Raw genomic sequence first — 24017 nt, forward strand, 5'->3', positions numbered from 1 at the left:
TCAGCTCCTGGTGTCCGTGGGCCCGGGCGCACGGCCTGCGGCGTGCGCGTCCGTGGACCCGGTGGTCGTGCCGGTCGCTGCGCCACCGGACGCGGCACCGGGCTCGGTATGGGGGCCGGGCCGGGTCTGGGCACCGGCCTGGGGGCTGAACGCGCGGCGCAGCCCGTGGGAGAAGGACGCGACCTTGATCAGCGGCTGCCCCACCGTGGAGGCCACGAGGGAGGACAGTGCGGAGACATTGGCGGAGGCGTCCGAGACGTTGGACGTGATCCCGTCCACCTTCTCGAGCTGGGTGTTGGTGGTGGCCACGGTGCGCGTGACCTCGTCGATCAGCGGGGCGGTGCCGTCGTTGATGGAGCGGATGCTCAGGCGCAGTTCATCGAAGACACGACCTAGCTTGATGATGGGCACCGCGAGCAACCCCACGAGCACCGCGAAGACCAATGCCGCGAGCAATCCGGCGATATCCCCACCGTCCATGGGCGACCACAACTCCGTTCCTACTTCGAGATCAAGGTCGGACCCGCGCGCAAGACCGACCGAAGCGCAACTCTACCCAAGAACCCGGGTGCAACGGGGAATCCGGCGCCACCGGGCCCGGTGTGCCCGTGCGCCGTCGTCCCCGGGACGCGAACAGCCCGCAGCCGAGGGCCGCGGGCTGTTCGCTCGTCACCCGTCACCCGTGACACGGGCGACGGAGGGCACGGAGGATCAGACCATCCGTGCGTAGTACTCCACCACGAGCTGTTCCTCGCAGGTCACGGGGACCTCGGAACGCTGCGGCTTGCGCGTGAGCTTGGCCTGCAGACGGTCGATCGCGACGTCCAGGTAGGCCGGGGTGTCCGGGAGGACATCCTGGTTGGCGCCGGTCGCGGCGATCTGGAACGGGACCATCTTCTCGGAACGCGGGTGCACGTGGACCGTCTGGCCCGGGCGCACGCGGTACGAGGGGCGGTCCACGCGCTGACCGTCCACCATGATGTGGCGGTGCACCACGGCCTGGCGGGCGGCGGCCATCGTGCGGACGAAGCCGGCACGCAGGACAAGGGCGTCAAGACGGGTCTCGAGCAGGGCGATGAGGTTCTCACCGGTCTGACCCTCGACGCGCTTGGCCTCGACGTACGCGCGGTGCATCTGCTTCTCGCGGATGTTGTACTGCGCGCGCAGCCGCTGCTTCTCCATCAGCCGGACCTTGTAGTCGGAGTCCTGCTTGCGGCGGGCCCGGCCGTGCTCACCGGGAGCGTACGGGCGGCGCTCGAAGTACTTCTCGGCCTTCGGCGTCAGCGGGATGCCGAGGGCACGGGACTTGCGCACCTGACGGCGCACACGAACACTGTTGGAGCTGTTGGACACAACTTGCCTTTCATGCGGTTCGACGGCGTACGGGATGGACCCGCGTTCCGTTCTGGGTGGTACTGGCCTCCGGCGCGGGAATCGGTTCCCACGGGAGAGGTGCGGATCAGCCGCAATCCGACGGACCTAGCGTCCGCCGGGCACGCGCGGGATCGTGAGGGTGCCACGGGTCCCGGGAGTGCGCCGACGAGACGTGCCAGCCAACCGTCCACTATAGCCGATTCAGTCCACGTCCTCGTTCACCCAGTCGAACGACTTGGTCACGGCCTTGCCCCAGTTGCGGAACAGCTTCTCCTGCTGCTCACGGTCCCCCTGGGGGCCCCAGCGCTTCTCCTCGGCCCAGTTGCGGGAGATCTCCTCGAGGTCCGCCCAGAAGCCCACGGCGAGACCGGCCGCGTACGCCGCACCCAGGGCCGTGGTCTCAGTGATCTTCGGCCGGATCACGGGCACACCCAGCTGATCCGCCTGGAACTGCATGAGCAGCTCGTTGGCCGTCATGCCACCGTCCACGCGCAGCTCCGTGAGGTCCTGCTTGGAGTCCTTGTTCATGGCCTCGACCACCTCACGGGACTGGTACGCGGTGGCCTCGAGCACGGCACGGGCGATGTGCTCCTTGCGCACGTAACGCGTGAGCCCCACCAGGGCGCCGCGGGCGTCCGGACGCCAGTGCGGTGCGAACAGACCCGAGAACGCGGGGACGAAGTACGCCCCGCCGTTGTCCTCGACCGCGCGCGCGAGCGGCTCGATCTCCTTGGCGTCCTGGATCAGCCCCAGGTTGTCCCGCACCCACTGCACGAGCGAACCCGTGACCGCGATGGAACCCTCCAGCGCGTAGACCGGCTTCTCGCCCTCGATCTGGTAGCACACGGTGGTGATCAATCCGTGCTCGGAACGCACCGGGGTCTCCCCCACGTTCATGAGCAGGAAACTGCCGGTGCCGTAGGTGTTCTTGCCCATGCCGGGTTCGAAACACGTCTGGCCGAACATGGCCGCCTGCTGGTCACCCAGGATGCCAGCGATCGGGACCTGCTTGAGGAACCCGCGGGCGCGGCCCTTGCCGTAGACCTCGCTGCTGCACCGGATCTCCGGGAGCATGGACATGGGCACGCCCACGGTCTCGCACAACTCCTCGTTCCATTCGAGGGTGTCGATGTTCATGAGCAGGGTCCGGGACGCGTTCGTCACGTCCGTGACGTGCACCCCGTCCTCGGAGCCGCCGGTCAAGTTCCACACGAGCCAGCTGTCGGTCGTACCGAAGAGCAGGTCCCCGGCCTCGGCGCGCTCACGGGCGCCCTCCACGTTGTCCAAGATCCACTTGACCTTGGGACCGGCGAAGTAGCTGGCCAGGGGCAGACCCGTGAGCTTGCGGAAGCGTTCCTCCCCGCCGTCCTTGGCGAGTTCGTCTACGATCTCCTGCGTGCGAGTGTCCTGCCACACGATCGCGTTATACACGGGTTCGCCTGTGTTCTTGTCCCACACCACAGTGGTCTCGCGCTGGTTGGTGATACCCACCGCGGCGAGATCGTCCTTGGTCAGCTCGGTCTCTGCGAGCGCGTCCGCGACGCAACGGCGGGTGTTGCGCCAGATCTCCTGTGCATCGTGTTCGACCCACCCGGCACGAGGGAAGATCTGCTGGTGCTCGTACTGGCCCACACCCATGATGGTGCCGGAATGGTCGAAGACAATTGCGCGGGTGCTCGTGGTGCCCTGATCGATGGCCATCACGTACTGGGGATCACCAGAACCTGTGGTCCTGGTACCTCGGGCGGTCTTGGTGGTGTTTGATTTGCTCATGGTGCTCACTCCTTGGGTCGAGGGGCGGAAATCGATGGGGATGCGTTCAGGGGATCAGAAAGCCGCACCCGGGAACAACTGGAAGACACCGCCGGCGAGCAGCGCGCCGAGGATGGGACCCACGATCGGGACCCACGCGTAGCCCCAGTCGCTACCACCCTTACCTCGGATCGGGAGGATCGCGTGGGCGACGCGAGGGCCCAGGTCACGCGCGGGGTTGATCGCGTAGCCGGTGGGGCCGCCGAGGCTCGCACCGATCCCGACCACGAGCAGCGCCACGGCCAGGGGGCCCAGTCCGGAGGGGGTCCCGCCGAACATGAGGATGACGAAGACCAGGACGAACGTGGCGATCACCTCGGTCAGCACGTTCCACCCCGCGGAGCGGATCTCCGGTCCGGTGGAGAACGTGCCCAGCTTGGCGGCCGGGTCCAGCGGCTCGTCGTAGTGCTGCTTGTACGCGATCCAGCAAACCACGGCACCCAGGAAGGCACCCAGGAACTCGGCGGCCAGGTAGACCACGGTCGACGCGGCGGTGATGGCCACCCCCGGCGCGTAGACATCGGCTCCGGAGGCCCAGATGCCGACCGTCACGGCGGGGTTTAGGTGGGCGCCCGATTGCCAGGCGACGTACACGCCGGCGAACACGGCGAGACCCCACCCGAAGCTGATGAGCAACCAGCCGCCGGCATTGCCCTTGGTCTTGCCCAGGAGGTGGTTGGCCACAACACCGACACCCAGAAGGGTCAGCAGTGCGGTGCCCAGGACTTCGGACCAGAACACCGTGCCCAGGGGTACCACTTCCGCCGCCTCCATGGGCAGCATCGCGTTCAAAGTGGTCATGGATTGACTCCTTGCAGTTCGTGTCGTTGTTGGGTGATTTGGACACACCGCCTCCCCATGGCATGAGCCACCGGGAAGCGGTGTCGGCGGGAATGGGACGCCCGCCTACGTCACAGAGTGTTGAGCGAGGGGGCTGCGCTGCGCGCGGCCGCCGCGGAGGCGTCGTCCGTGGTCTGCGCGGCGGCGTCCTCGGCGGCGCACACGGCGCGGTAGGCCTGGATCTCCTGCTCCTTACGGGCGTCGTCCCAGCCCAGTTCGGCGGCGAGCAGATCGGCGACCTCCTCGACCGCGGCCAGACCGTGATCAGGCTGGTCGTAGGACATCCGGGTCCGGGTCTCGAAGACGTCCGAGACGTGCAGGACACCCTCGTGCCGCGCCGCCTGGACCACCTCGGCCCGCAGGTAGGCGGGCGCCGCCGCGAGCGGCCGGGCCAGATCTTCCTGCTCCGCCACGAGGTCCTCGATCTCCGTGATGGCCGATCCGTAGCGGTTCAACAGGTGGTCGACCATGTCGTCGCTCCAGCCGTGGCGTGCGCCGATCCGGTCCGCCTGCCGGGTCATGGGAACGTACCCGTTGGCACCGTGGAGCAGCGTCCGGTCGGTGACCGAGGGCAGGATCTTGGCGCGCTCCTTGCCGAGTGCGAAGTCCACGGCGTCCTGGGCCATGATGCGGTAGGTGGTCAACTTGCCGCCGGCGATCGAGATCAGCCCCGGCGTCGCCTCCGCGACCGTGTGCTCGCGGGAGATCTTGGTGGACGCGGTTTCCGTGCCCTCCTTGACGCCCGGCTGCAGCAACGGCCGCAGACCCGCGTAGGTGCCCATGACGTCGTCCCGGGTCAGGGGCTCGTCCAGGACCACGTTCGCGTGTTCGAGTACGTAGTCGATGTCCGCGGCCGTGGCCACGGGGGCCGAGATGTCCTGCTCGTAGGGGGTGTCCGTGGTGCCGATGATCCAGTAGTGCTCCCACGGGATCACGAACAGCACCGATTTCTCGGTCTGCAGGATCAGGCCCACCTCACCGCGGATCCTGTCCCGGGGCACCACGATGTGGATGCCCTTGGATGCGAGCACCTTGAGGCCCCCGTCCGTGTGGGCCATGTCCTGGGTCTCCTCGGTCCACACGCCGGTGGCCGCGATGACCTTGCGGGCGCGGATCTCGTGCTGCGTGCCGGCCTCCAGGTCCGTGACGCGCGCGCCCACGACGGCGCCGTCGTCGTTCTTGAGGAGTTCCGTGACTCGCGTGCGGGTCGCGGCCAGGGCGCCGTAGCCCACGGCCGTGCGGATGAGCGTCAGCACCAGACGGGCATCGTCCACGCGACCGTCCCAGTACTTGACGGCGCCCACCATGACGCCCGGCTTGATGCTGGGGAACGCCTCCTTCACGCCGCGCTGCGAGAGCTGACGGTGGAAGGGCATGGACGCGACCTTGGAGCCCACGTGGGCCAGGGTGTCGTAGAGACCGACGCCCGCCGTCACGTACGGGCGCTCCCAGAACCGGTGCAGGATCGGGTAGAGGAAGGGGACGGGCTTCACCAGGTGGGGAGCCAGCGTGTAGAGCAGGCGCTCCCGTTCGTGCAGCGCCTCCGTGACGAGCTTGAAGTCGAACTGTTGCAGGTAGCGCAGGCCACCGTGGACCAGCTTGGACGACCAGCGGGACGTCCCTCCCGCCCAGTCCTGGGCCTCCACGATGCCGGTGCGCAGCCCTCGCGTGGCCGCGTCCAGCGCGATGCCGGCCCCCGTGATGCCACCGCCGATCACCAGGACGTCCAACTCGGCCCCTTCGCTCATTTCACGGAGCGCGGCCTGACGGGTCTCGGAATTCAATTGGGTGGCAGTCACAGTATCTTCCTCACTCAATGTCGGTGTGGATGCGGTGTGGCCCGCAGTTCTTGCGGACCACGCTACGCACCGGGATGTGACATACATCCCATTTCGTAGCCGTGCGCACTACCATGTCGCGCCGATGCACGTATGCTCAACCTATTTGCACATGTGTGCACGGGAGGTGAGGGGCGATGCACGACGATTCACTGCTCTACCAAGCCGCGGAACTGTACTTCGTGCAGGACATGACCATGGGTGCCGTGGCCGAGCGGCTGGGGGTCTCACGGTCCACGGTCTCGCGCATGCTGGCGGATGCGAAAGCCAGGGGCATCGTGACGATCACCCTGCGCCCACCCGACACACCCACGGACCGGCTGTCCCGTCGCATCCACGACACGTTCCGGGTCACGGCGCACATCGCGGGGACTCAGCGGGCGTCGCATAGCGGCCAGCGACTCGACGCGGTCTCGCGCTACACCGCACAACTACTCGCGTCGTGGGTCCGGGACGGGACGTCCCTGGGGGTCGCGTGGGGCACCACGACCTCCGCGATCGCCTCTCACGTGCGCCACACCAACGCCCAGGACGTCTCGGTGGTGCAGCTCAACGGGGCCGCCGGGCCGCGGACGGCCGGCACGGATACGTCCGCCCCACTGCTCTCGACGTTGGCGCAGGCCTTTAACGCCGAGCTGTACCCGTTCCCGACCCCCGCTTTCTTCGACTGGGAACAGACCCGGACGCTGCTCTGGCAGGAATCCTCGGTCCGCCGCATCCTCGCGGCCCGGGCGAGTGTTGACCTGGCGGTGTTCAGCGTGGGGGCCTTCCACGGCCCGGTGCTGTCCCAGGTCTACACGGAGGGTCACCTCAGCTCGTCCGAGCTGCGCAGTCTGAACGCGCACCGCGTCGTCGGGGACATCTGCACCGTCTTCATCCGCGAGGACGGCAGTTACTCGGACATCGAGCTGAACCGGCGGGCCTCCGGACCCACCCCCGCGGATCTCGCCAGGATCCCCCGCCGTGTGTGCGTGGTGTCCGGGCGGCACAAGGTGCGCGGCATCGTGGGTGCGCTGCGGTCGGGGGCGGTGACGGACCTGGTGATCGACGACCTGACCGCCAAGGATGTGCTGGACCACGTGGACGGCGCGGGAGCACGGCCCTGACCACGCACCGTCGTAGCCGCGCCCTACGGCCGGGTGTCGCCGCGCACGATGTCGCGCAACCGGATCACGCGCTGCGCCAGGTCCCGTTCGTGGCCGTACCCCGTGGGCCGGTAGTAGTCCTTCCCCACGAGCTCGTCCGGCGGGTACTGCTGGGTGGCCACCGCGTTGGGCGTGTCGTGGGCGTAGACATAGCCCGCGCCGTGGCCGAGCTCGTTCGCGCCCGGGTAGTGCGAGTCCCGCAGGTGCGGGGGCACGGGCCCGGCACGTCCGGCGCGGACGTCCGCGATGGCCTCGTCGATGGCCAGGTACGCGGCGTTCGACTTGGGCGCGGTGGCCAGATGTGCGACGGCCTCGGCGAGCGGGATCCGCCCCTCGGGCATCCCGATCAACTGCACGGCCTGGGCGGCCGCGACCGCGGTCTGCAGCGCCGTGGGGTCCGCGAGACCGATGTCCTCCGACGCGCTGATGATCAACCGGCGCGCGATGAACCGGGGGTCCTCCCCGGCCTCGATCATCCGGGCCAGGTAATGCATCGCGGCGTCCACGTCCGAGCCGCGGATCGATTTGATAAACGCGCTCACGACGTCGTAGTGCTGATCGCCCTGCTTGTCGTAGCGCACCGCCGCGCGGTTGACCGCCTCCTGCGCGTGCTCCAGCGTCACGGTCACGACCGATGCATCGGGGGTTTCGTCCGCTGCCCCGGGCTCGGCCGCGCCGTCGTCCGATACCTCGGCTCCCGAACCCTCCGTGCCCGGGCCCTCGGCCCCGGAACGCGCGGCGCCATCGGCGTCGTCGTCCAACGCCGCCGCGTGGGAGAGCGCGACCGTCGCAGCCGCCTCGAGGGACGTGAGCGCCTTGCGCGCGTCTCCCCCGGAGACGTCCAGCAGGTGCTCGCGCGCCTCCGGACTCAGGACGACGGCACCGTCCATCCCGCGCGGGTCGGTCACCGCGCGGTCGAGCAACTCCCCGATGTCCGGGCGCTCGAGCGGTTGCAGGGTCAGCAGCAGGGAGCGCGAGAGCAGCGGTGCGATCACGGAGAACGAGGGGTTCTCGGTTGTGGCGGCCACGAGGACCACCCACCCGTTCTCGACCCCGGGCAACAGCGCGTCCTGCTGCGCCTTGGTGAACCGGTGGATCTCGTCGAGGAACAGCACCGTGGTCCGCCCGTGCAGGTCGCGCGCGGTCAGCGCCTCGTCCATGACGCGCCGCACGTCCTTGACCCCGGCCGTGACGGCGGACAGCTCCACGAAGGTGGTGTCGTGGCCGCGCGCGATCACGTGCGCGATCGTCGTCTTGCCCGTGCCCGGCGGGCCCCACAGGATGACCGACGACGCCGCGGTCGGTCCCGAGCGCCCCGCGGTCAGTCCGCGCAGGGGCGAGCCGGTGCGCAACAGGTGCTTCTGGCCCACGACCTCGTCCAGGGTGCGGGGGCGCATGCGCACGGCGAGCGGTGCGCGGGAGCGCGCGCGGGACGGGGTCCGATCCCTCGCGTGGGCGGATGGGCCGGACCCGTCCTCGCTCAGGGGATCCGGGACGTCGAACAATGCATCGCTCACGCCCCGACCCTACTGCCCGCCTCGGACACGCACGGGCCGCCGCGGGTTCAGCCGCGACGCGGGCGCTGCAGCTCGTCGCTGTCCACCACGAGGGTCACGGGCCCGTCGTTGACGAGCGAGACCTCCATGTGCGCACCGAACTCCCCGGTTTCCACCGGCAGACCGCGCTCACGTAGCGCCGCCACGAAGGCGTCGAAGAGGGGTTCGCTCACGTCCCCGGGGGCGGCGCGGGACCACGACGGTCGGCGCCCCCTCCGCACGTCCCCGTACAGCGTGAACTGGCTGACCACGAGCACCGGGGCCGAGCGGTCCTCGCACGAGGTCTCTCCCGGCAGGATGCGCAGCCCGGCGATCTTGGCCGCGAGCTGCGCGGCGATCTCCGGGGTGTCCGAGTGGGTGACCCCCACGAGTGCGACGAGTCCGGGGCCGGTGATCTCGCCCGTGCCCCGTTCCCCTACGGCGACACTGGCCCGCGACGCCACCTGTAGCACGATTCTCATGCCCCCAGTCCATCACACTCGCACCCCGGCACCGTCCCACTGCTGACACGGCCCGTCCCATGGGGAAACGGGTTGCCCCGGGAGTGGAACCGGTCGTCCCGCGAGCGCGGCGGGTCACGCAACCGGACCGCGCACGAAAGCTGCGGGGCCACCGACCTCGGGGTGACATCCCGGATCGGCGGCCCCGCAGCGAGTAGCGACGGTGTCACGTGTCGATGGCGTTACTTCGCGTCGCCGCCCTTGTCGGCGGAGGCTGCCTCGCGCGGCGCCTCGGCCTTCTTGGGCTCGGGCTTGGCGTCCACGCCGGCTTCCTTCCGCTGCTGCGCCGTGATGGGCGCAGGCGCGGCGGTCAGGGGGTCGTAGCCGTTGCCGGTCTTGGGGAACGCGATGACGTCCCGGATGGACTCGGTGCCCGCGAGCAGCGCGACCACGCGGTCCCAGCCGAAGGCGATGCCGCCGTGCGGGGGCGCGCCGAACTGGAAGGCGTCCAGCAGGAAGCCGAACTTCTCCCGGGCGTCCTCCTCACTGAGCCCCATCACGCGGAACACGCGGTCCTGCACGTCCCGGCGGTGGATGCGGATGGAACCGCCGCCGATCTCGTTGCCGTTGCACACGATGTCGTACGCGTAGGCCAGCGCGGAGCCGGGGTCCGTGTCGAAGGTGTCCATGAACTCGGGCTTGGGGGACGTGAACGCGTGGTGCACGGCCGTCCACGCACCGGAGCCCACGGCAACGTCGCCGGACTCGACCGCCTCGGACGCGGGCTCGAACAGCGGCGCGTCCACGATCCACACGAAGGCCCAGTCATTCTCGTCGATCAGGCCCACGCGGTGGCCGATCTCCACGCGCGCGGCACCGAGCAGCGCGCGGGAGGTCTTGGCCCCGCCCGCGGCGAAGAACACGCAGTCGCCGGGCTTCGCGCCCACGGCCTCCGCGAGTCCGGCCTTCTCCTCCTCCGAGATGTTCTTGGCCACCGGCCCGGCGATCTCGCCGTCCTCCTTGAACAGCACGTAGGCGAGGCCCTTGGCGCCGCGCTGCTTGGCCCACTCCTGCCACGCGTCGAGCTGGCGGCGGGGCTGGGATGCACCGCCTGGCATGACCACGGCACCCACGTACGGGGCCTGGAACACGCGGAACGGGGTGTCCTTGAAGTACTCGGTGAGCTCCGTGAGCTTCAGGTCGAAGCGCAGGTCCGGCTTGTCGGAGCCGTAGTCGGCCATGGCCTGGGCGTAGGTCATGCGCGGGATGGGGGTCGAGACGTCCACGCCGATCAGAGCCCACAGGGACTTCACGATCTGCTCGCCCAGGGCGATGACATCGTCCTCCTCCACGAAGGAGGCCTCAACGTCCAGCTGGGTGAACTCGGGTTGGCGGTCCGCGCGGAAGTCCTCGTCCCGGTAGCAGCGGGCGATCTGGAAGTACTTCTCGATCCCGCCCACCTGCAGCAGCTGTTTGAACAGCTGCGGGGACTGCGGCAGCGCATACCAGGAGCCCGGGGACAGCCGTGCCGGCACCACGAAGTCACGGGCACCCTCGGGAGTGGAACGGGTGAGGGTGGGGGTCTCCACCTCGGTGAAGCCCTGCTCGTGCAGCAGGGTGCGGGCCACCCGGTTGACCTCGGAACGCAGCCGCATGATGCGGGCGGGCTCCGGGCGGCGCAGGTCCAGGTAGCGGTACTTCAGGCGGGCTTCCTCGCCCACCTCCACGTGCTCGTCGATCTGGAACGGCAGGGGGGCCGCGGTGTTGAGCACGGTGAGCTCATCCACCATGACCTCGACCTCACCGGAGGGCAGGTTGGGGTTCTCGTTGCCCTCGGGGCGGCGCTCCACGGTGCCCGTGACCTGCAGGACGTACTCATTGCGCAGCTGGTGGAACTGCTCCTCGTCACGCACCACGACCTGCGCCACGCCGGAGGCGTCACGCAGGTCCACGAACGCCACGCCGCCGTGGTCGCGGCGCCGGCCGACCCAGCCCGCCAGCGTGACGGTCTGTCCAATGTTCTCGACGGTCAACGTGCCGAGTTCATGCGTTCGCAACAAGTGCATTCACCTTTTCAATCAATGGGATGGTCGGGATCGCGGGCCGGCGGAGCGCGTCGCACCGAGTGCCCGCGGAGCCGCACCGGATCGGGCGCCCCGGAGCAGGGCGTGCTCCCGTCCCCGCGAGTCTACAAGCCGACGCCGCGAGCGCACGGCCGTCGCGCGCGGGCACGCCTCTCGGAGGACAGAGCCGGCGTCAGTCGTCCGTGGTGGCCGCGCGCAGCACCGTGGCGTGCAGGTCCTCGGCGGGCGGCTGCCACGATGCGGGGTCCGCGGCCACCTGCTCGCCCGAGCGGATGTCCTTGACCTCGTGGGTCGGGCTCCCGTCCTCGGCCACCGAGGAGAACCACACGAACGGGATGCCGCGGCGCTCGGCGTAGCGGATCTGCTTGCCGAACTTCTGGGCCGTGGCGGCCACCTCGGTCGCGATCCCGCGAGCGCGCAACTGCCCGGCGACGTCCTGCGCGGCGGACCATGATGCGTCGTCGTTCAGGGCCACGAGCACCGCGGAGGGCACCGAACGGGAGGCCTGGGCCATGGAGCGGGACAGGATTCGGGTGACCAACCGGGTCACACCGATCGACAGGCCCACACCGGGGTAAGTCTTCTTCCCGGAGGACGCGAGGGACTCGTAGCGACCGCCCGAGCACACGGAACCGAGCTGTTCGTGACCCACGAGGACCGTCTCGTACACGGTGCCTGTGTAGTAGTCCAGACCGCGGGCGATGGACAGGTCCGCCACGACCTTGCCGGGGGCGCGGCGGGAGGCCTCCCCCACGACCTCGGCGAGTTCGTTCAGGCCTTCGTCCAGCAGGTTGTTGCTCACACCGAGTTCCCGCACGCGCTCCACGAAGGACGTGTCCTCGGTGCGGATCGCCGCGAGGGACAGCGCGGCCTCCGCCTGCTCGGGCGTGGCACCCACCGTGTCCTGGAGATTCCGGGAGACCTGCTCGGCGCCGATCTTCTCGAGCTTGTCGATCTCACGCAGCACCGCGGGGGCGTCCGTGAGACCCACACCGCGGTAGAAACCCTCGGCGAGCTTGCGGTTGTTGACCCGCAGCACGAACGGCGGGATGGGCAGCTCGGACAGCGCCTCGATCATCACGAGCGCGAGCTCCACGTCGTAGCGGAACGCGAGCGTGCCGTCCCCCACCACATCGATGTCCGCCTGGGTGAACTCGCGCGCCCGGCCCTCCTGGGGGCGCTCGCCGCGCCACACCTTCTGGATCTGGTAGCGGCGGAACGGGAACGTGAGGTAGCCACTGTTCTCCACGACGTAGCGGGCGAACGGCACGGTCAGGTCGAAGTGCAGCGCCAGCGCGTCCTCGCGCGAGGAGTCCTCGTCCTGTTGCAGCCGGGAGACCCCGTAGACCTCCTTGTCGATCTCACCCTTGCGCAGCAACTGCTCCACGGTCTCCACCGCGCGCGTCTCGATCGAGGAGAAGCCGTGGAGTTCGAAGGTCCTGCGCAGGGAGTCCAGCACGTGTTGCTCCACGATCCGTTCCTCCGGGAGCCATTCGGGGAAACCGGACAGAGACGTGGTGCGGGCCATGGGTGGGAACTCCTCGGTAGTGGGTCTCGGGCGGTCCGGGGCTCGGCCTGTGCGCCGTGGAAGCCCCGGGTCGCGAGGCGTCGTCGTACGAGCAACCCCCGGAACCGGGGCATGCGCGAGCGCGGACGGTGTCAGCTGCCAGTCTAAGCCGCGCGGCTCGATAGGATGGCCGGTGTCCACCATGGGAAACCCCACCGCGACGCCCGCAGCTGCGGGCAGCACCGGCGGGGTCGTGCAGAAAGAGTTGTAGCGGTGACAGAACGTCCTGAATCCGACGACCGCCGTCCCGTCCCGGGACCAGCCACCCCCGCGGCGTCCGCGCCCAAGCCCGCGGCGCCGTCGACCCCCAAACCCACCCCGAGCGCGGCACCCGCGCCCGCACCGGCGGCGGCTCAGCCACGTCCCGCGGAGGGCACCCACGCCGCGCTCGCCCCGGCCGATTCCGTGGAACGCGCTCGGGCCTTCGGCCGCGCGGACGAGAACGGCACCGTGTACGTGAGCGTGCAGGGCACCGAGTACGCGTGCGGGCAGTTCCCGGACGCCACGCCGGACGAGGCGCTCGCGTACTTCGCACGCAAGTTCGACGACGCCGAGGCGCAGGTCGCGCTGCTTGAACAGCGCATCGCCGCCAAGGCACCCGCCGGTGACATGCGCAAGACCGTGGACCATGTGCGCGAGCAGGTGGACGCGCACACCATGGTGGGCGATCTCACGGATCTCTCCACGCGCCTGGATACCCTCGAGGACGCGATCAAGGTGGCCCTGAACCGCGAACGCGAGGAGACCAAGGCCGCCAAGGCGCAGCAGCTCGCGCACCGCACCGCGATCGTGGAGGCCGCCGAGGAGGTCGCCGCGCAGGATCCCGCCAAGACGCAGTGGAAGCACTCGTCCGCGCGCATGGCGGAGCTGTTCTCGCAGTGGCAGGACCACCAGCGCTCGGGCGGACGCCTGCCCAAATCGGACGAGGACGCCCTGTGGAAACGCTTCCGCAAGGCCCGCACCACGTTCGACCGGCACCGTAAGGCCTTCTTCTCGTCTCTGGACGAGACCAACGCCAAGGCCAAGCGCGTCAAGGAGGGCCTGATCAAGGAGGCCGAGGCGCTGTCCTCGTCCACCGAGTGGGGTGAGACCGCCGGGAAGTACCGGGAGCTCATGGACCGGTGGAAGGAGGCCCCGCGCGCGTCCCGCAAGGAGGACGACGCCTTGTGGGCCCGGTTCCGCGCCGCCCAGGACGCGTTCTTCTCCGCGCGCACCGCCGCGAACGAGCGGATCGATCAGGAGTACGCGGGCAACCTCACGGTCAAGGAGCAACTGCTCGCCGAGGCCAAGCAGATCCTGCCCGTCAAGGACCTCGACGCCGCCAAGAAGCAGCTCGCGTCCGTCCAGCAGCGCTGGGAGGAGGCCGGTAAGGTCCCGCGCGCCCACATGCGCCGCGTGGAGAACGAACTGCGCGCCGTGGAGGACGCCGTGAAGAAGGCCGAGGACGACCGCTGGCGGCGCACCGACCCCGAGACCAAGGCGCGCTCCAACTCCATGCTGTCCCAGCTGGAGAACAAGATCGCCGATCAGCGCGCTGCCCTCGAGGCCGCCCGTGCGGGTGGCAACACCAAGAGGGCCGCGTCCCTCGAGAAGGACCTGGCCACGAGCGAGCAGTGGCTCGCCACGCTGCAGGCCTCGGCGTCCGAACTGCGCTGATTTTCTGCCGCTGACTGCAGGAACGCCCCCGTCCCCGGTGTGCCGGGACGGGGGCGTTCCACTGGTTCCTAAGGGTGGGGGCGTTCCTCGCCTCGGCGCGCGATGCGTACGGCACCGGCCCGCGCACCGTGGCGTGGGAGCGCGCCGCAGGTCTCGTTCCACGGGCGTTCTCCACAATCGGTGCGCTGCCCTGCCCTTCCGGTTCGCCGTGGGGTGGGATGGGTCCATGACCTCCGTGCTCACCGCTCGCGGCACCACCGCGCCCCTCGTCCTGCTCCCGGGCCACCCGTTCAGCCGCGCCGAACTGAGCGCGATGACCGAGGACGGTTTGTTGCGCCGCGAACTGCTCGACGCCTACGTACCCGCGACCACCGCCCCCACGCTCCAGTTGCGAGCCACGGTGGTGAGCAGGGTCGTGCCCGGGCACCTGCAACGGCGGGGTGTGCTGGGGCGGCTCGGAGCCGCGTGGTTCTACCGCTGCGCACCCGAGCCCTCGCCCGTGACGATCCTCGTGGACAAGTCCGCGCGCACGACCACCACGGTGCCGCCGGGCCTCGTGATCCACCAGACGGGGTTCGCGCCGCGGGACCTCGTGGTCCACCACGGCATCACACTGACCACTCCCCTGCGCACCGCCGTGGACCTCGCGATACACGTCACCGGCCCGGCCGGCGACGCCGCTCTGCTCGCCCTACTGAGCGCACCGCGCCTGCACTGCTCACCGCAGCACCTGCTCGCCGAACTCGAGGCCCTGGCAAAGCTGCCGGGGCGCCGGGTCGCGATCGCTCGCGTCCGCAAGCTCGCACGGGCGCTCGAGGCCGGACGCGCGGGCGGACCCGTCAGGAGTTGACCGGGCGGTGTCCCGAGGTGCGGTAGACGTCGTAGACGCCGTCGATCCGGCGCACCTGGTTGAGCACGTGGTCCAGGTAGCGGGTGTCCCCCATCTCGAACGAGAACCGGGAGATCGCCAACCGGGACCGCGAGGTGTGCACCTGGGCCGAGAGGATGTTCACGTGGTTCTCCGACAGCGCCTTGGTCACGTCGTAGAGCAGGGACTTGCGGTCGAGGGCCTCCACCTGGATCTCCACGAGGAACAGGGAGGACTGGGTGGGCGCCCAGGAGACGTCCTTGATCCGGTCGTCGTCCTCCGGGATGACCCGCATGTTGGCGCAGTCCTTGCGGTGCACTGAGATCCCGGACCCGCGCGTGACGAAACCCACGATCTTGTCCGGGGGCACCGGGGTGCAGCACCGGGCGATCTTGACGTAGACGTCCGAGGCCCCCTGCACGAGCACACCCGCGTCCAAGACGCCGGGGCGCACGGGGTGGGTCACCCGCGTGGTCTCGGCGAGGTCCTCCTCGGTGCCCTCGGCCCCGCCCAGGTGTTGCAACAACTTGTCGACGACCTGGTGGGCGCCCACGGCGTCCGAACCGATGGCTTCGTAGAGCGCCGCCACGTCGCCGCGGTTGAAGTCCTGGGCCACCGCGAGCAGTGCTTCGCTCGTGACCGTGCGCTGCAGCGGGAGGTGGTGTTTGCGCAGCGCCCGGGTGAGCTGGTCCTTGCCCCGCTCGATCGCTTCCTCGCGGCGTTCCTTGGAGAACCACTGCCGGATCTTGGTGCGCGCCCGCGGGGAGCCCACGAACTTGAGCCAGTCCTGGGACGGAGCGGCCTGTTCCGACTTGGACGTGAGGATCTCCACGCGGTCCCCGTGCTGCAGCCGGGAAGACAGCGGGGCGAGCTTGCCGTTGACGCGCGCGCCGATCGTGCGGTTGCCCACCTCGGTGTGCACCGCGTACGCGAAGTCCACCGGCGTGGACCCCGTGGGCAGGGCCATGACCGCGCCCTTGGGCGTGAACACGTACACCTCGGCGGTGTTGATCTGATAGCGCAGCGAGTCCAGGAAGTCCGAGGAGTCCTTGGCCTCCTCCTGCCACGACACCAGGGAGCTGAGCCAGTTCAGCTCACCCTCCTTGGCCTTGGGGGTCGCGGAGTTCGCCTGGTTGACCTTGTCCTTGTACTTCCAGTGCGCGGCCACGCCGTACTCGGCGCGGCGGTGCATCTCGTGGGTGCGGATCTGGATCTCCACGGGACGCCCCGCGGGCCCGATCACCGTGGTGTGCAAGGACTGGTACATATTGAACTTCGGCATGGCGATGTAGTCCTTGAATCGCCCGGGCAGCGGCCGCCACTTGGCATGCAGCACGCCCAACGCCGCGTAGCATTCGCGCACGGAGTTCACGAGCACGCGCGCGGCCTGCAGGTCGTGGATCTCGTCGAAGTCCTTACCCCGCACGATCATCTTCTGGTAGATCGAGTAGTAGTGCTTCGGCCGGCCCGTGATGGTGGCCTCGATGCCGGAGGCGCCCAGCGCCTCGGCGATCTGACCCCGGATCTCCGCGAGGTGACGCTCGCGCTCGGGGGTGCGTTCCCCCACCATGCGCACGATCTCCTCGTAGACCTTGGGGTGCAGGGCCGCGAAGGACAGGTCCTCGAGCTCCCACTTGATCGTGTTCATGCCCAGTCGGTGGGCCAGCGGCGCGAAGATCTCAAGGGTCTCGCGCGCCTTGCGCCCGGAGGACTCGGAGGACACGAAGCGCCACGTCCGGGCGTTGTGCAAACGGTCCGCGAGTTTGATGACCAACACGCGGATGTCCTTGGCCATGGCCACGATCATCTTGCGCACGGTCTCCGCCTGCGCGTTCTCCCCGTATTGGATCTTGTCCAGCTTGGTCACGCCGTCCACGAGCGCGGCGACCTCCTCGCCGAACTCCTCGCGCACCTGCTGGAGAGTGTAGGACGTGTCCTCCACGGTGTCGTGCAGTAGACCGGCCACGAGCGTGGCACCGGTCATCCCGAGTTCCGCGAGGATCGTGGTCACGGCCACCGGGTGGGTGATGTACGGGTCCCCGGACTTGCGCTTTTGTCCCTCGTGGTGGGTGTCCGCGACCGTGAAGGCCCGCTCCAGGACCGAGAGGTCCTCCTCGGGATGCGTGTTCTGCACCGTGCGCAGCAGGGGCACCAGGATGGGCGAGCTCGGGACCGATTCACCGCTGAGCACCGAGAGGGTCGAGCGGGTGCGTTCACTGCGCCCCGGGAAGACCGCCCGCCCGAACACGGGCCGAGAGGCGGGTAGGACGAAATGGGTGCCCCCGAAGTCACCGCGCGCGACACTCGGGCGAGCGGGCGGGGCGGCATTGGGGCGGGACGCCTCTTGAGCGGAGGGCGCGCCGGAGGACGTGACCGCGGAGCCCACGGGTGCCTGGGCACCACCGTTCTCGGACTGGCTGGACATGATCCGTGGCCTCCTCATCGTCGCCGCGACCGCGGGAAGCCGGACATGAGCCCCCGCGGGCTGATGTCCCAGTCTAAGCCCGCGCCGACACGCCGCGGACAACGGTGCGGATGTGCCGCGGACACGGTACGGACGCGCCGCGGACGCAGTGCTCACGTGCCGCGGACGGGGTCCTGAGTGACGTCGCCGCCCGCACCGTTCGGTCACAGCGCTCGTGGCCGGTCACGCCATGCGCGACCGGCCACGAGTGCGAGGTGTCGCGTCAGACCTCGACGGGATCCGCGCTCACCGGAGGGGCCTCGCCCGTGCGGTGCTCGAGCACCCGGCGGGTCTGCTCCCGCACGCCGGCTTCGCGCTCGCGCAACCACGAGTACAGGGGCGCGGCCACGAACAGCGTGGCGAGCGTGCCCACGATGATGCCCACGAACAGGGACAGCGAGAGGTCCTTCAACGTTCCGGCCCCGAGCAGGTACGCACCGATGAACAGGATGGACCCCACGGGGAGGATGCCCACCACGGACGTGTTGATCGAGCGCACGAGCGTCTGGTTCACGGCCAGGTTGACCTGTTCCCCGAACGTGCGTTTCCTGCGTTCCTCCGGGGCGCTGCCGCCCACGAGCCCCGCGGTGTTCTCACGCACCTTGTCGAAGACCACCACGGAGTCGTAGAGCGAGTAGGACAGCACCGTAAGGAAGCCGATCACCGCGGAGGGGGTGATCTCGAAGCCCACCAGGGAGTACACACCCGCGGTGATGACGATCGTGAAGAGCATGGCCGCGATCGCGGCCACGGACATCTTCCACGTGCGGAAGTACAGCGCCATGAGTGCGAGCGCGAGCACCACGAAGATCACGAGCCCCCACAGGGCCTGTCGGGTGACACCCTGGCCCCACGTGGGTCCCACGAAGTTGGAGGTCACCTGGTCCTCGCCCACGCCGTAGGCGTCCTGCAACTTGTTCTTCAGGGTCAGGGTCTGGTCGTCGTCGAGCTGCTGGGTCTGCACCCGCACGGTACCCGGGGCGATGTTCGTCACGGTCGCCTCGTGGGCACCGGGGGTCTCGGCGACCGCCCGCTCGCCCAGGGAGACGTCCGTGGTGGGCACGTCCGAGACCGTGAACTCGGAGCCGCCCGTGAAGTCGATCCCCAGGTTGAACCCGCCCTTGATCACGGGGATCAGCACGGAGATCACCACGAGGGCCAGGCTCACGGCGAGCCACGGTCCCCGCTTCTGGACGAAGGGGTAGGACCTGCGCCCGCTGTGCAGGTCATTGCCGAAACGCGCGAGTCGGTTGCTCATCGCTGGGTCTCCTCGGAATCGGGACGGGCGGTGGCCGCGGTGGAGCCGACGGACGCGTTCCCGTGGGCTCCGGCGGTGGACGACGGCGCTGCGCTCGCCTGCTGTGCTGCGCGGCGTCGTCGTTCGGCGATCGTGAGACCGTCACCGTCCTCGGGGCTGCGCAGCCGGCCGGCGCCGCGGTAGAGCGGGACGGCGTCGAGCGCTTCGGGGTCCAGACCGGAGTGCCGCGCGCCGTTGCCGAAGTAGCGCGTGCGTGCGAGCAACACCATGATCGGGTGGGTGAACAGGAACACGACCAGCAGGTCCGCGATCGCGGTGAGACCGAGCGTGAACGCGAAGCCGCGCACATTGCCCACGGCCACGAAGTAGAGCACCACGGCGGCCAACAGGTTCACGGCCTTGGACGCGAGCACCGTCTGGCGCGCGCGTTGCCAGCCGTGGTCCACGGCGGCCGGGATCGTACGCCCGGCGCGGATCTCGTCACGGATGCGTTCGAAGTACACGATGAACGAGTCCGCGGTCTGACCGATCGCCACCACGAGACCCGCGACGCCGGCCAGGGACAGCCGGTAGTTCGCGCCCCACCCCAGCAGGGTGATGGCCAGGTAGGTCACGACACCGGCCACGACGAGTGAGGCGATGGTCACGAGACCCAACCAGCGGTACTGGAACAGCGAGTAGATGCACACGAGCGCCAGACCGATCAGCCCCGCGATGATGCCCATCCGCAACTGGTTACTGCCCAGGGTTGCGGAGATCTGCTGCTCGGAGTCGATCGAGAAGGACACCGGCAACGCACCGTACTTCAACTGCTCGGACAGGAACTTGGCCTCGTCCTCGGTGAAGTTGCCGGTGATCTGCGCACGACCGTCCGTGATCACGGCGTTCATGGTCGGCGCGGAGACCACGGAACCGTCCAGCACGATCGCGAACCGGTTGCGTGCACCGTTCTGTCCACCCTGGCCGAGTCCGTAGAGCCGTTCGGAAAGTTCCTTGAAGGTCTGCGTGCCCTCGTCGTTGAACTGCAGGTTCACGGCGAACCCGCCCGTCGCGTGGCCCTGGGAGTTGGACGCCTGGGCGTAGGACGCCGTGGCGATGTCCGTGCCGGGGATCTCGACGGGGCCCAGGATGAACTTGGCGTTGCTCAGCGGATCGCAGGCCACGATCGCCTTGTCCTGCGGCTGGGAGGCGCGCTCCTCCTGGGGCCGCGGCGCGCTGCAGTCGAGCGCCTCGTACCTGGCGAAGAGATCCCGCGTGACCCACTTGGGGTCGGACGAGTTCTCGGGCTCACCCTCCGGTTGGGGGATCGACGTGGGGTCGGTGCGCTGGTTCTCCGGGGTGGCCGCGCCGGCGCCTGAGACGATCACGGGACGGAACGCCATCTGCGCGGAGGTCTGGATCAGCTCACGCGTCTCGGACGAGGGCACACCGGGCATCGACACCACGATGTTGCGCCCGGACTGCGTGGTGATCTCCGCCTCGGAGACACCCGTACCGTCCACGCGCTGGCGGATGATCTCGACTGCCTGGTCGAGCTGCTCCTGGGAGATGTCCTGACCGGAGTTTTCCCCCTGCAGCGTGGGCGAGAGCACCATCTGCGTGCCACCCTCGAGATCCAGCGCCAGTTTGGGCGCCCACCCGGTGCGGTCGGTCGTCACACCGTAGACGAGCACCCCGGCGAGGATCGCGATCACCGCTGCAAGGGCCACCAGTGCCTTGCGCGCCGCCGACGCGGCCGCTCCGGAGCGGGGGCGCCGCTTCGCGGTACCCGTCCCGTTCCGACCGGACGTGCCGTTCGCCGCTGCGGTCCCGTTCCCGGGGGTCCCCTCCGACGTGCTGGAGGCCCTGGTGCGCCGCCAACGGGACCCGCCACGCGATCCCGGGGTCTGCGCCTTCTTCTCTGCTGCCATTGGTGTCCTTCAACGTGTCCTCGACCGGGGCCGCGGCCCGGTCGACACATGAGAAACGGGCCGAGGTCCTCGGCCCGTGTCCCGGTGGGGGGGGGAATCAGGTAGTGGGGTTACCGCGATCGTCGCGGTCGCGGGCGTCGCGCCAGGCCCGTTGCGAGGCATCCGGGGCCGACGCGCCCGGTGTGGTGCCGGGCTGGGCGGCGCCGCGCTGGGTAGGGCCCTGCTCGCCGGCGGCCGTGGAACCGTCCACGGGGTCGACCGGGTCGACGCGATGCGCAGAACCGGCCGCCTCGGGGGTACCGGCCTGCACGGACTCCGCCTCGACCACGCCGGGGGCGGCGGTGGCCGCGGACTCGGCGGGCAGCTCGTCCACCACGGTGGTCACGGTCTGGGAGTGCACCGTGACGAGCTGGCCCGGGGAGACCTCCAGGACTGCCTTGTTGTTCTCTCGGTCCATGTCCCGCAGGGTGCCGTAGAGACCGAAGCTCGTCATCACGCGCGTGCCCGGCTCCATGGTGGCCTGCTTGGCCTTCATCTGGGCCTGGGCCTTCTTCTGTCGGCGCATGGGCAGCCACAGCAGCAGGACCATGACCACGAGCATCACGGGCAGGAACCATGCGGTTCCGGCGCCGCCACCGGCAGCGTCCTGGGTCTGAGCGAGGATGGTCACGAAGGATCCGTTCTGTCGAGGTGCACGTACAGCGCGACCGGGCACGACTGCGCAGGGGTGCGAAGGTCCCGGCCGATCCTCCCCAGCTTAGGGGATGGATCTGGTCACGTGCTGGACGGATCCTCCGAGTCCGGTTCGGTGGCGAGCGCGGTTTTTAGCGCCGGGTCCTTGAACGCAGCGTGCTCGGGGACGTCGAGTCCCAGGTGCTCCCACGCCGCGGCCATGGCGATCCGCCCGCGCGGGGTGCGACCGAGCAGGCCCTCGCGGACCAGGAATGGTTCCGCGACGGTCTCGACCGTCTCGGTCTCCTCCCCCACGGCGATCGCCAGGGTGGACAACCCCACAGGGCCGCCGTTGAACTTGTTCACCAGGGCCGAGAGCACGTTGCGGTCCAAGCGGTCCAGACCCCGGGCGTCCACCTCATACATGTCGAGTGCGGATCCGGCGGCCCGCGCGTCGATGCGCTCCACGCCGTGCACGAGCGCCCAGTCCCGCACGCGCCGCAGCAGTCGGTTGGCGATACGAGGGGTGCCGCGTGAGCGCGATGCGACCTCCGTGAACGCCTCGCTCGTCATGGTGAGGTCAAGCAGCCCTGCCGAACGGCGCAGCACGAGCTCGAGTTCCTCGACGGAGTAGAACTCCAGGTGACCCGTGAAGCCGAACCGGTCGCGCAGTGGCCCGGGCAGCAGCCCCGCGCGGGTGGTGGCACCCACGAGCGTGAACGGGGGCAGGTCCAGTGGGATGGACGTGGCACCGGCGCCCTTGCCCACCACGATGTCCACGCGGAAGTCCTCCATGGCCATGTACAGCATTTCCTCCGCGGGCCGGGACATCCGGTGGATCTCGTCCAGGAACAGCACCTCCCCGTGGGTCAGGGAGGACAGGATGGCCGCGAGGTCACCGGCGTGCTGGATCGCGGGACCGGACGAGATCCGCAGGGGGACATCCAGCTCCTGCGCGATGATCATGGCCAGGGTCGTCTTGCCGAGGCCCGGGGGCCCGGACAGCAGCACGTGGTCCGCGGTGCGCCCGCGCAGCTTGGAGGCCTCGAGCACGAGGGACAGCTGTGCCCGCACCCGTTTCTGCCCCACGAAGTCGTGCAGGGTCCCCGGGCGCAGGGACGCCTCGAGCTGCTGGTCGTCGTAGTCGCCCTCGGCGCCCACGAGACGTTGTGGGCCCACCGATCCACGTTCCTCCACGGCCATGCTCACCGCCCCCTGGTCCGCGTGTGGGACGTGGCCTTGGCGGTGCCGAGCCAGGACAGCACGGCGCGCAGGATCTCGGCCACGTTGGCGGACTCCGCCAGTTCCGGCTGGGTCTCGAGGGCGTCGTCGATCCCGCGGGCCGCGTCCTTCTCGCTCCAGCCCAGACCCGTGAGAGCGTCCACGACCTGCTCACGCCACACCTGCATGCCGGGCTGTGCGCTCTGCTGCGGCGCGGGGTCCGGCAGGACGAGCTTGTCCGCAAGTTCCAGGACGATGCGCCGCGCGGACTTCGGTCCGATCCCGGGGACGGCCGTGAAGGCCTTGTCGTCGCCGGCGGCGATCGCGCGCCGGGCGTCGTCGGGCCCGAGGACAGAGACCGCGGCGAGCGCGGTGCGCGGGCCCACCCCGGAGACCCCGAGCATGACGGAGAAGATCTCCTTCTCGTCCGCCTGGGCGAAACCGAACAGCACCGGCGCCTCGTCCTTGCGGGCGATGTACGCGGTGTGCAGGTGCGCGGTGGCACCGACCCGCAGCCCGGCGAGCGTGCGGGGGCTCGCGTTGACCTCGATGCCGAAGCCCGAGACCTCCACCACGGCGAGCGTGGCCCCCACGAAGCGCACCTCACCGGTTATCGAGGCGATCACGGTGCCCCTCCCCTCCCACGGCCGCCGGCCGAGAACATCGGTGTGTCCGAACGCGCCGCGACCTGGGGGCAGGACGTGGTGCGCCGTTCGAACACGTGTACGAATTCCTGCCCGTCACTGTACCAAGCGTCGGGGACACCCAGAACGTGTGCTCCCGCTCGTGAGGCGGGCCCGCAACGGGAGGCTCAGGACACCCGGCCGCGCCGCCCGCGGGTACCGGTCGCTGCGCCCGGCGCGCGGGGCGCAGTGGCACCGGGGGCTCGCGACGCGGTCTCGGCGCGTCGCCACGCCTGCTGCGCCGGAGTCAGTGCGGCACCCCGGCGGGTCTGCATCGGGCGCGAACCCGAGTGGGTGGACGTGCGCTCGGCCGCGTTGACACCGGCCATCCCACCGCGCCACCCGTGGCACACGGCCAGGGCCAGCGCGTCGGCGGCGTCCGCGGGCCGCGGCGGGGCGTCCAGGCGCAGGATGCGCACGACCATGCGGTTCACCGATTCCTTGTCCGCGGAGCCGTCCCCGGTGACCGCGGCCTTGACCTCGGACGGGGTGTGCCACGCGACCGGGATGCCCCGCGCCGCGGCCGCGGCGATCACGACGCCCGTGGCCTGGGCCGTGCCCACGACCGTGGGAGCGTTGTTCTGCGCGAACACGCGTTCCACGGCCACGACTGTCTCTTATAAACATCA

The 24017-nt window shown here is 69.7% G+C and carries 18 protein-coding genes and 1 pseudogene; 3 read left to right on the forward strand and 16 right to left on the reverse strand.

Annotated features, from left to right (window positions below; all coding sequences use genetic code 11):
* The 5 genes from A5728_RS04415 to A5728_RS04435 form a co-directional block, all read right to left on the reverse strand.
* Positions 1–480, reverse strand: coding sequence for a DUF948 domain-containing protein (locus A5728_RS04415; protein WP_064845891.1), 480 nt, complete (start codon positions 478–480; stop codon positions 1–3).
* Between the two features lie 231 nt (positions 481–711).
* Positions 712–1353, reverse strand: a complete 642-nt coding sequence (rpsD, locus tag A5728_RS04420) for a 30S ribosomal protein S4 (RefSeq protein ID WP_064845892.1) — start codon at positions 1351–1353, stop codon at positions 712–714.
* Positions 1354–1575: 222 nt separating this feature from the next.
* On the reverse strand, positions 1576–3147 hold the full coding sequence (glpK, locus tag A5728_RS04425) for a glycerol kinase GlpK (RefSeq protein WP_064845893.1): 1572 nt from the start codon (positions 3145–3147) through the stop codon (positions 1576–1578).
* Between the two features lie 54 nt (positions 3148–3201).
* Positions 3202–3936, reverse strand: coding sequence for an MIP/aquaporin family protein (locus tag A5728_RS04430; RefSeq protein ID WP_064845912.1), 735 nt, complete (start codon positions 3934–3936; stop codon positions 3202–3204).
* 161 nt (positions 3937–4097) lie between these two features.
* Entirely contained in the window at positions 4098–5825 is a 1728-nt protein-coding gene (locus tag A5728_RS04435) for a glycerol-3-phosphate dehydrogenase/oxidase (RefSeq protein ID WP_064845894.1), read from the reverse strand.
* A 176-nt stretch (positions 5826–6001) separates the two neighbouring features.
* Between A5728_RS04435 and A5728_RS04440 the strand changes: the two genes are divergently transcribed.
* On the forward strand, positions 6002–6970 hold the full coding sequence (locus tag A5728_RS04440; RefSeq protein ID WP_064845895.1) for a sugar-binding transcriptional regulator: 969 nt from the start codon (positions 6002–6004) through the stop codon (positions 6968–6970).
* A gap of 23 nt (positions 6971–6993) precedes the next feature.
* Here the strand turns inward: A5728_RS04440 and A5728_RS04445 are convergent, their stop codons facing one another.
* The 4 genes from A5728_RS04445 to hisS form a co-directional block, all read right to left on the reverse strand.
* A complete protein-coding gene (locus tag A5728_RS04445) occupies positions 6994–8526 on the reverse strand; it encodes a replication-associated recombination protein A (RefSeq protein ID WP_064845896.1) in 1533 nt (510 codons plus the stop codon).
* A gap of 47 nt (positions 8527–8573) precedes the next feature.
* Positions 8574–9026, reverse strand: coding sequence for a D-aminoacyl-tRNA deacylase (gene dtd, locus A5728_RS04450; protein WP_064845897.1), 453 nt, complete (start codon positions 9024–9026; stop codon positions 8574–8576).
* Between the two features lie 221 nt (positions 9027–9247).
* The gene (gene aspS / locus A5728_RS04455; protein WP_064845913.1) at positions 9248–11065 is read right to left on the reverse strand and encodes an aspartate--tRNA ligase; all 1818 of its coding nucleotides are present in this window, start codon (positions 11063–11065) and stop codon (positions 9248–9250) included.
* A gap of 196 nt (positions 11066–11261) precedes the next feature.
* Positions 11262–12617: a histidine--tRNA ligase gene (hisS, locus tag A5728_RS04460; RefSeq protein WP_064845898.1), complete on the reverse strand. Its 1356-nt coding sequence runs from the start codon at positions 12615–12617 to the stop codon at positions 11262–11264.
* Positions 12618–12869: 252 nt separating this feature from the next.
* Here hisS and A5728_RS04465 point away from each other — a divergent pair, with 252 nt between their 5' ends.
* Complete coding sequence (locus tag A5728_RS04465) at positions 12870–14312, forward strand: DUF349 domain-containing protein (RefSeq protein ID WP_231885505.1); 1443 nt, start codon at positions 12870–12872, stop codon at positions 14310–14312.
* Positions 14313–14538: 226 nt separating this feature from the next.
* A complete protein-coding gene (locus A5728_RS04470; protein ID WP_064845900.1) occupies positions 14539–15162 on the forward strand; it encodes a type IV toxin-antitoxin system AbiEi family antitoxin in 624 nt (207 codons plus the stop codon).
* Here A5728_RS04470 and A5728_RS04475 read toward each other — a convergent pair.
* From A5728_RS04475 to A5728_RS04505, 7 genes and pseudogenes are all read right to left on the reverse strand, one after another.
* Positions 15152–17605, reverse strand: coding sequence for a bifunctional (p)ppGpp synthetase/guanosine-3',5'-bis(diphosphate) 3'-pyrophosphohydrolase (locus A5728_RS04475; protein WP_064845901.1), 2454 nt, complete (start codon positions 17603–17605; stop codon positions 15152–15154). The two genes, A5728_RS04470 and A5728_RS04475, sit on opposite strands and share 11 nt — an antisense overlap.
* A gap of 262 nt (positions 17606–17867) precedes the next feature.
* Positions 17868–18902 (reverse strand): protein translocase subunit SecF, encoded by a 1035-nt coding sequence (gene secF, locus A5728_RS04480; protein ID WP_064845902.1) that lies wholly within the window; start codon positions 18900–18902, stop codon positions 17868–17870.
* On the reverse strand, positions 18899–20812 hold the full coding sequence (gene secD / locus A5728_RS04485) for a protein translocase subunit SecD (protein WP_064845903.1): 1914 nt from the start codon (positions 20810–20812) through the stop codon (positions 18899–18901). Before secD ends, secF begins: the two co-directional genes overlap by 4 nt.
* 97 nt (positions 20813–20909) lie before the next feature.
* Positions 20910–21482, reverse strand: coding sequence for a preprotein translocase subunit YajC (yajC, locus tag A5728_RS04490; RefSeq protein WP_231885506.1), 573 nt, complete (start codon positions 21480–21482; stop codon positions 20910–20912).
* A 104-nt stretch (positions 21483–21586) separates the two neighbouring features.
* A complete protein-coding gene (gene ruvB / locus A5728_RS04495) occupies positions 21587–22687 on the reverse strand; it encodes a Holliday junction branch migration DNA helicase RuvB (protein ID WP_064845904.1) in 1101 nt (366 codons plus the stop codon).
* 2 nt (positions 22688–22689) lie between these two features.
* On the reverse strand, positions 22690–23331 hold the full coding sequence (gene ruvA / locus A5728_RS04500) for a Holliday junction branch migration protein RuvA (RefSeq protein ID WP_064845905.1): 642 nt from the start codon (positions 23329–23331) through the stop codon (positions 22690–22692).
* 185 nt (positions 23332–23516) lie between these two features.
* A pseudogene (locus A5728_RS04505) lies at positions 23517–23996 on the reverse strand (crossover junction endodeoxyribonuclease RuvC); the annotation flags it as partial.
* Positions 23997–24017 lie beyond the last annotated feature (21 nt).

It is taken from the genome of Kocuria sp. ICS0012 (genome assembly GCF_001665945.1).
Lineage (GTDB): Bacteria > Actinomycetota > Actinomycetes > Actinomycetales > Micrococcaceae > Kocuria > Kocuria marina.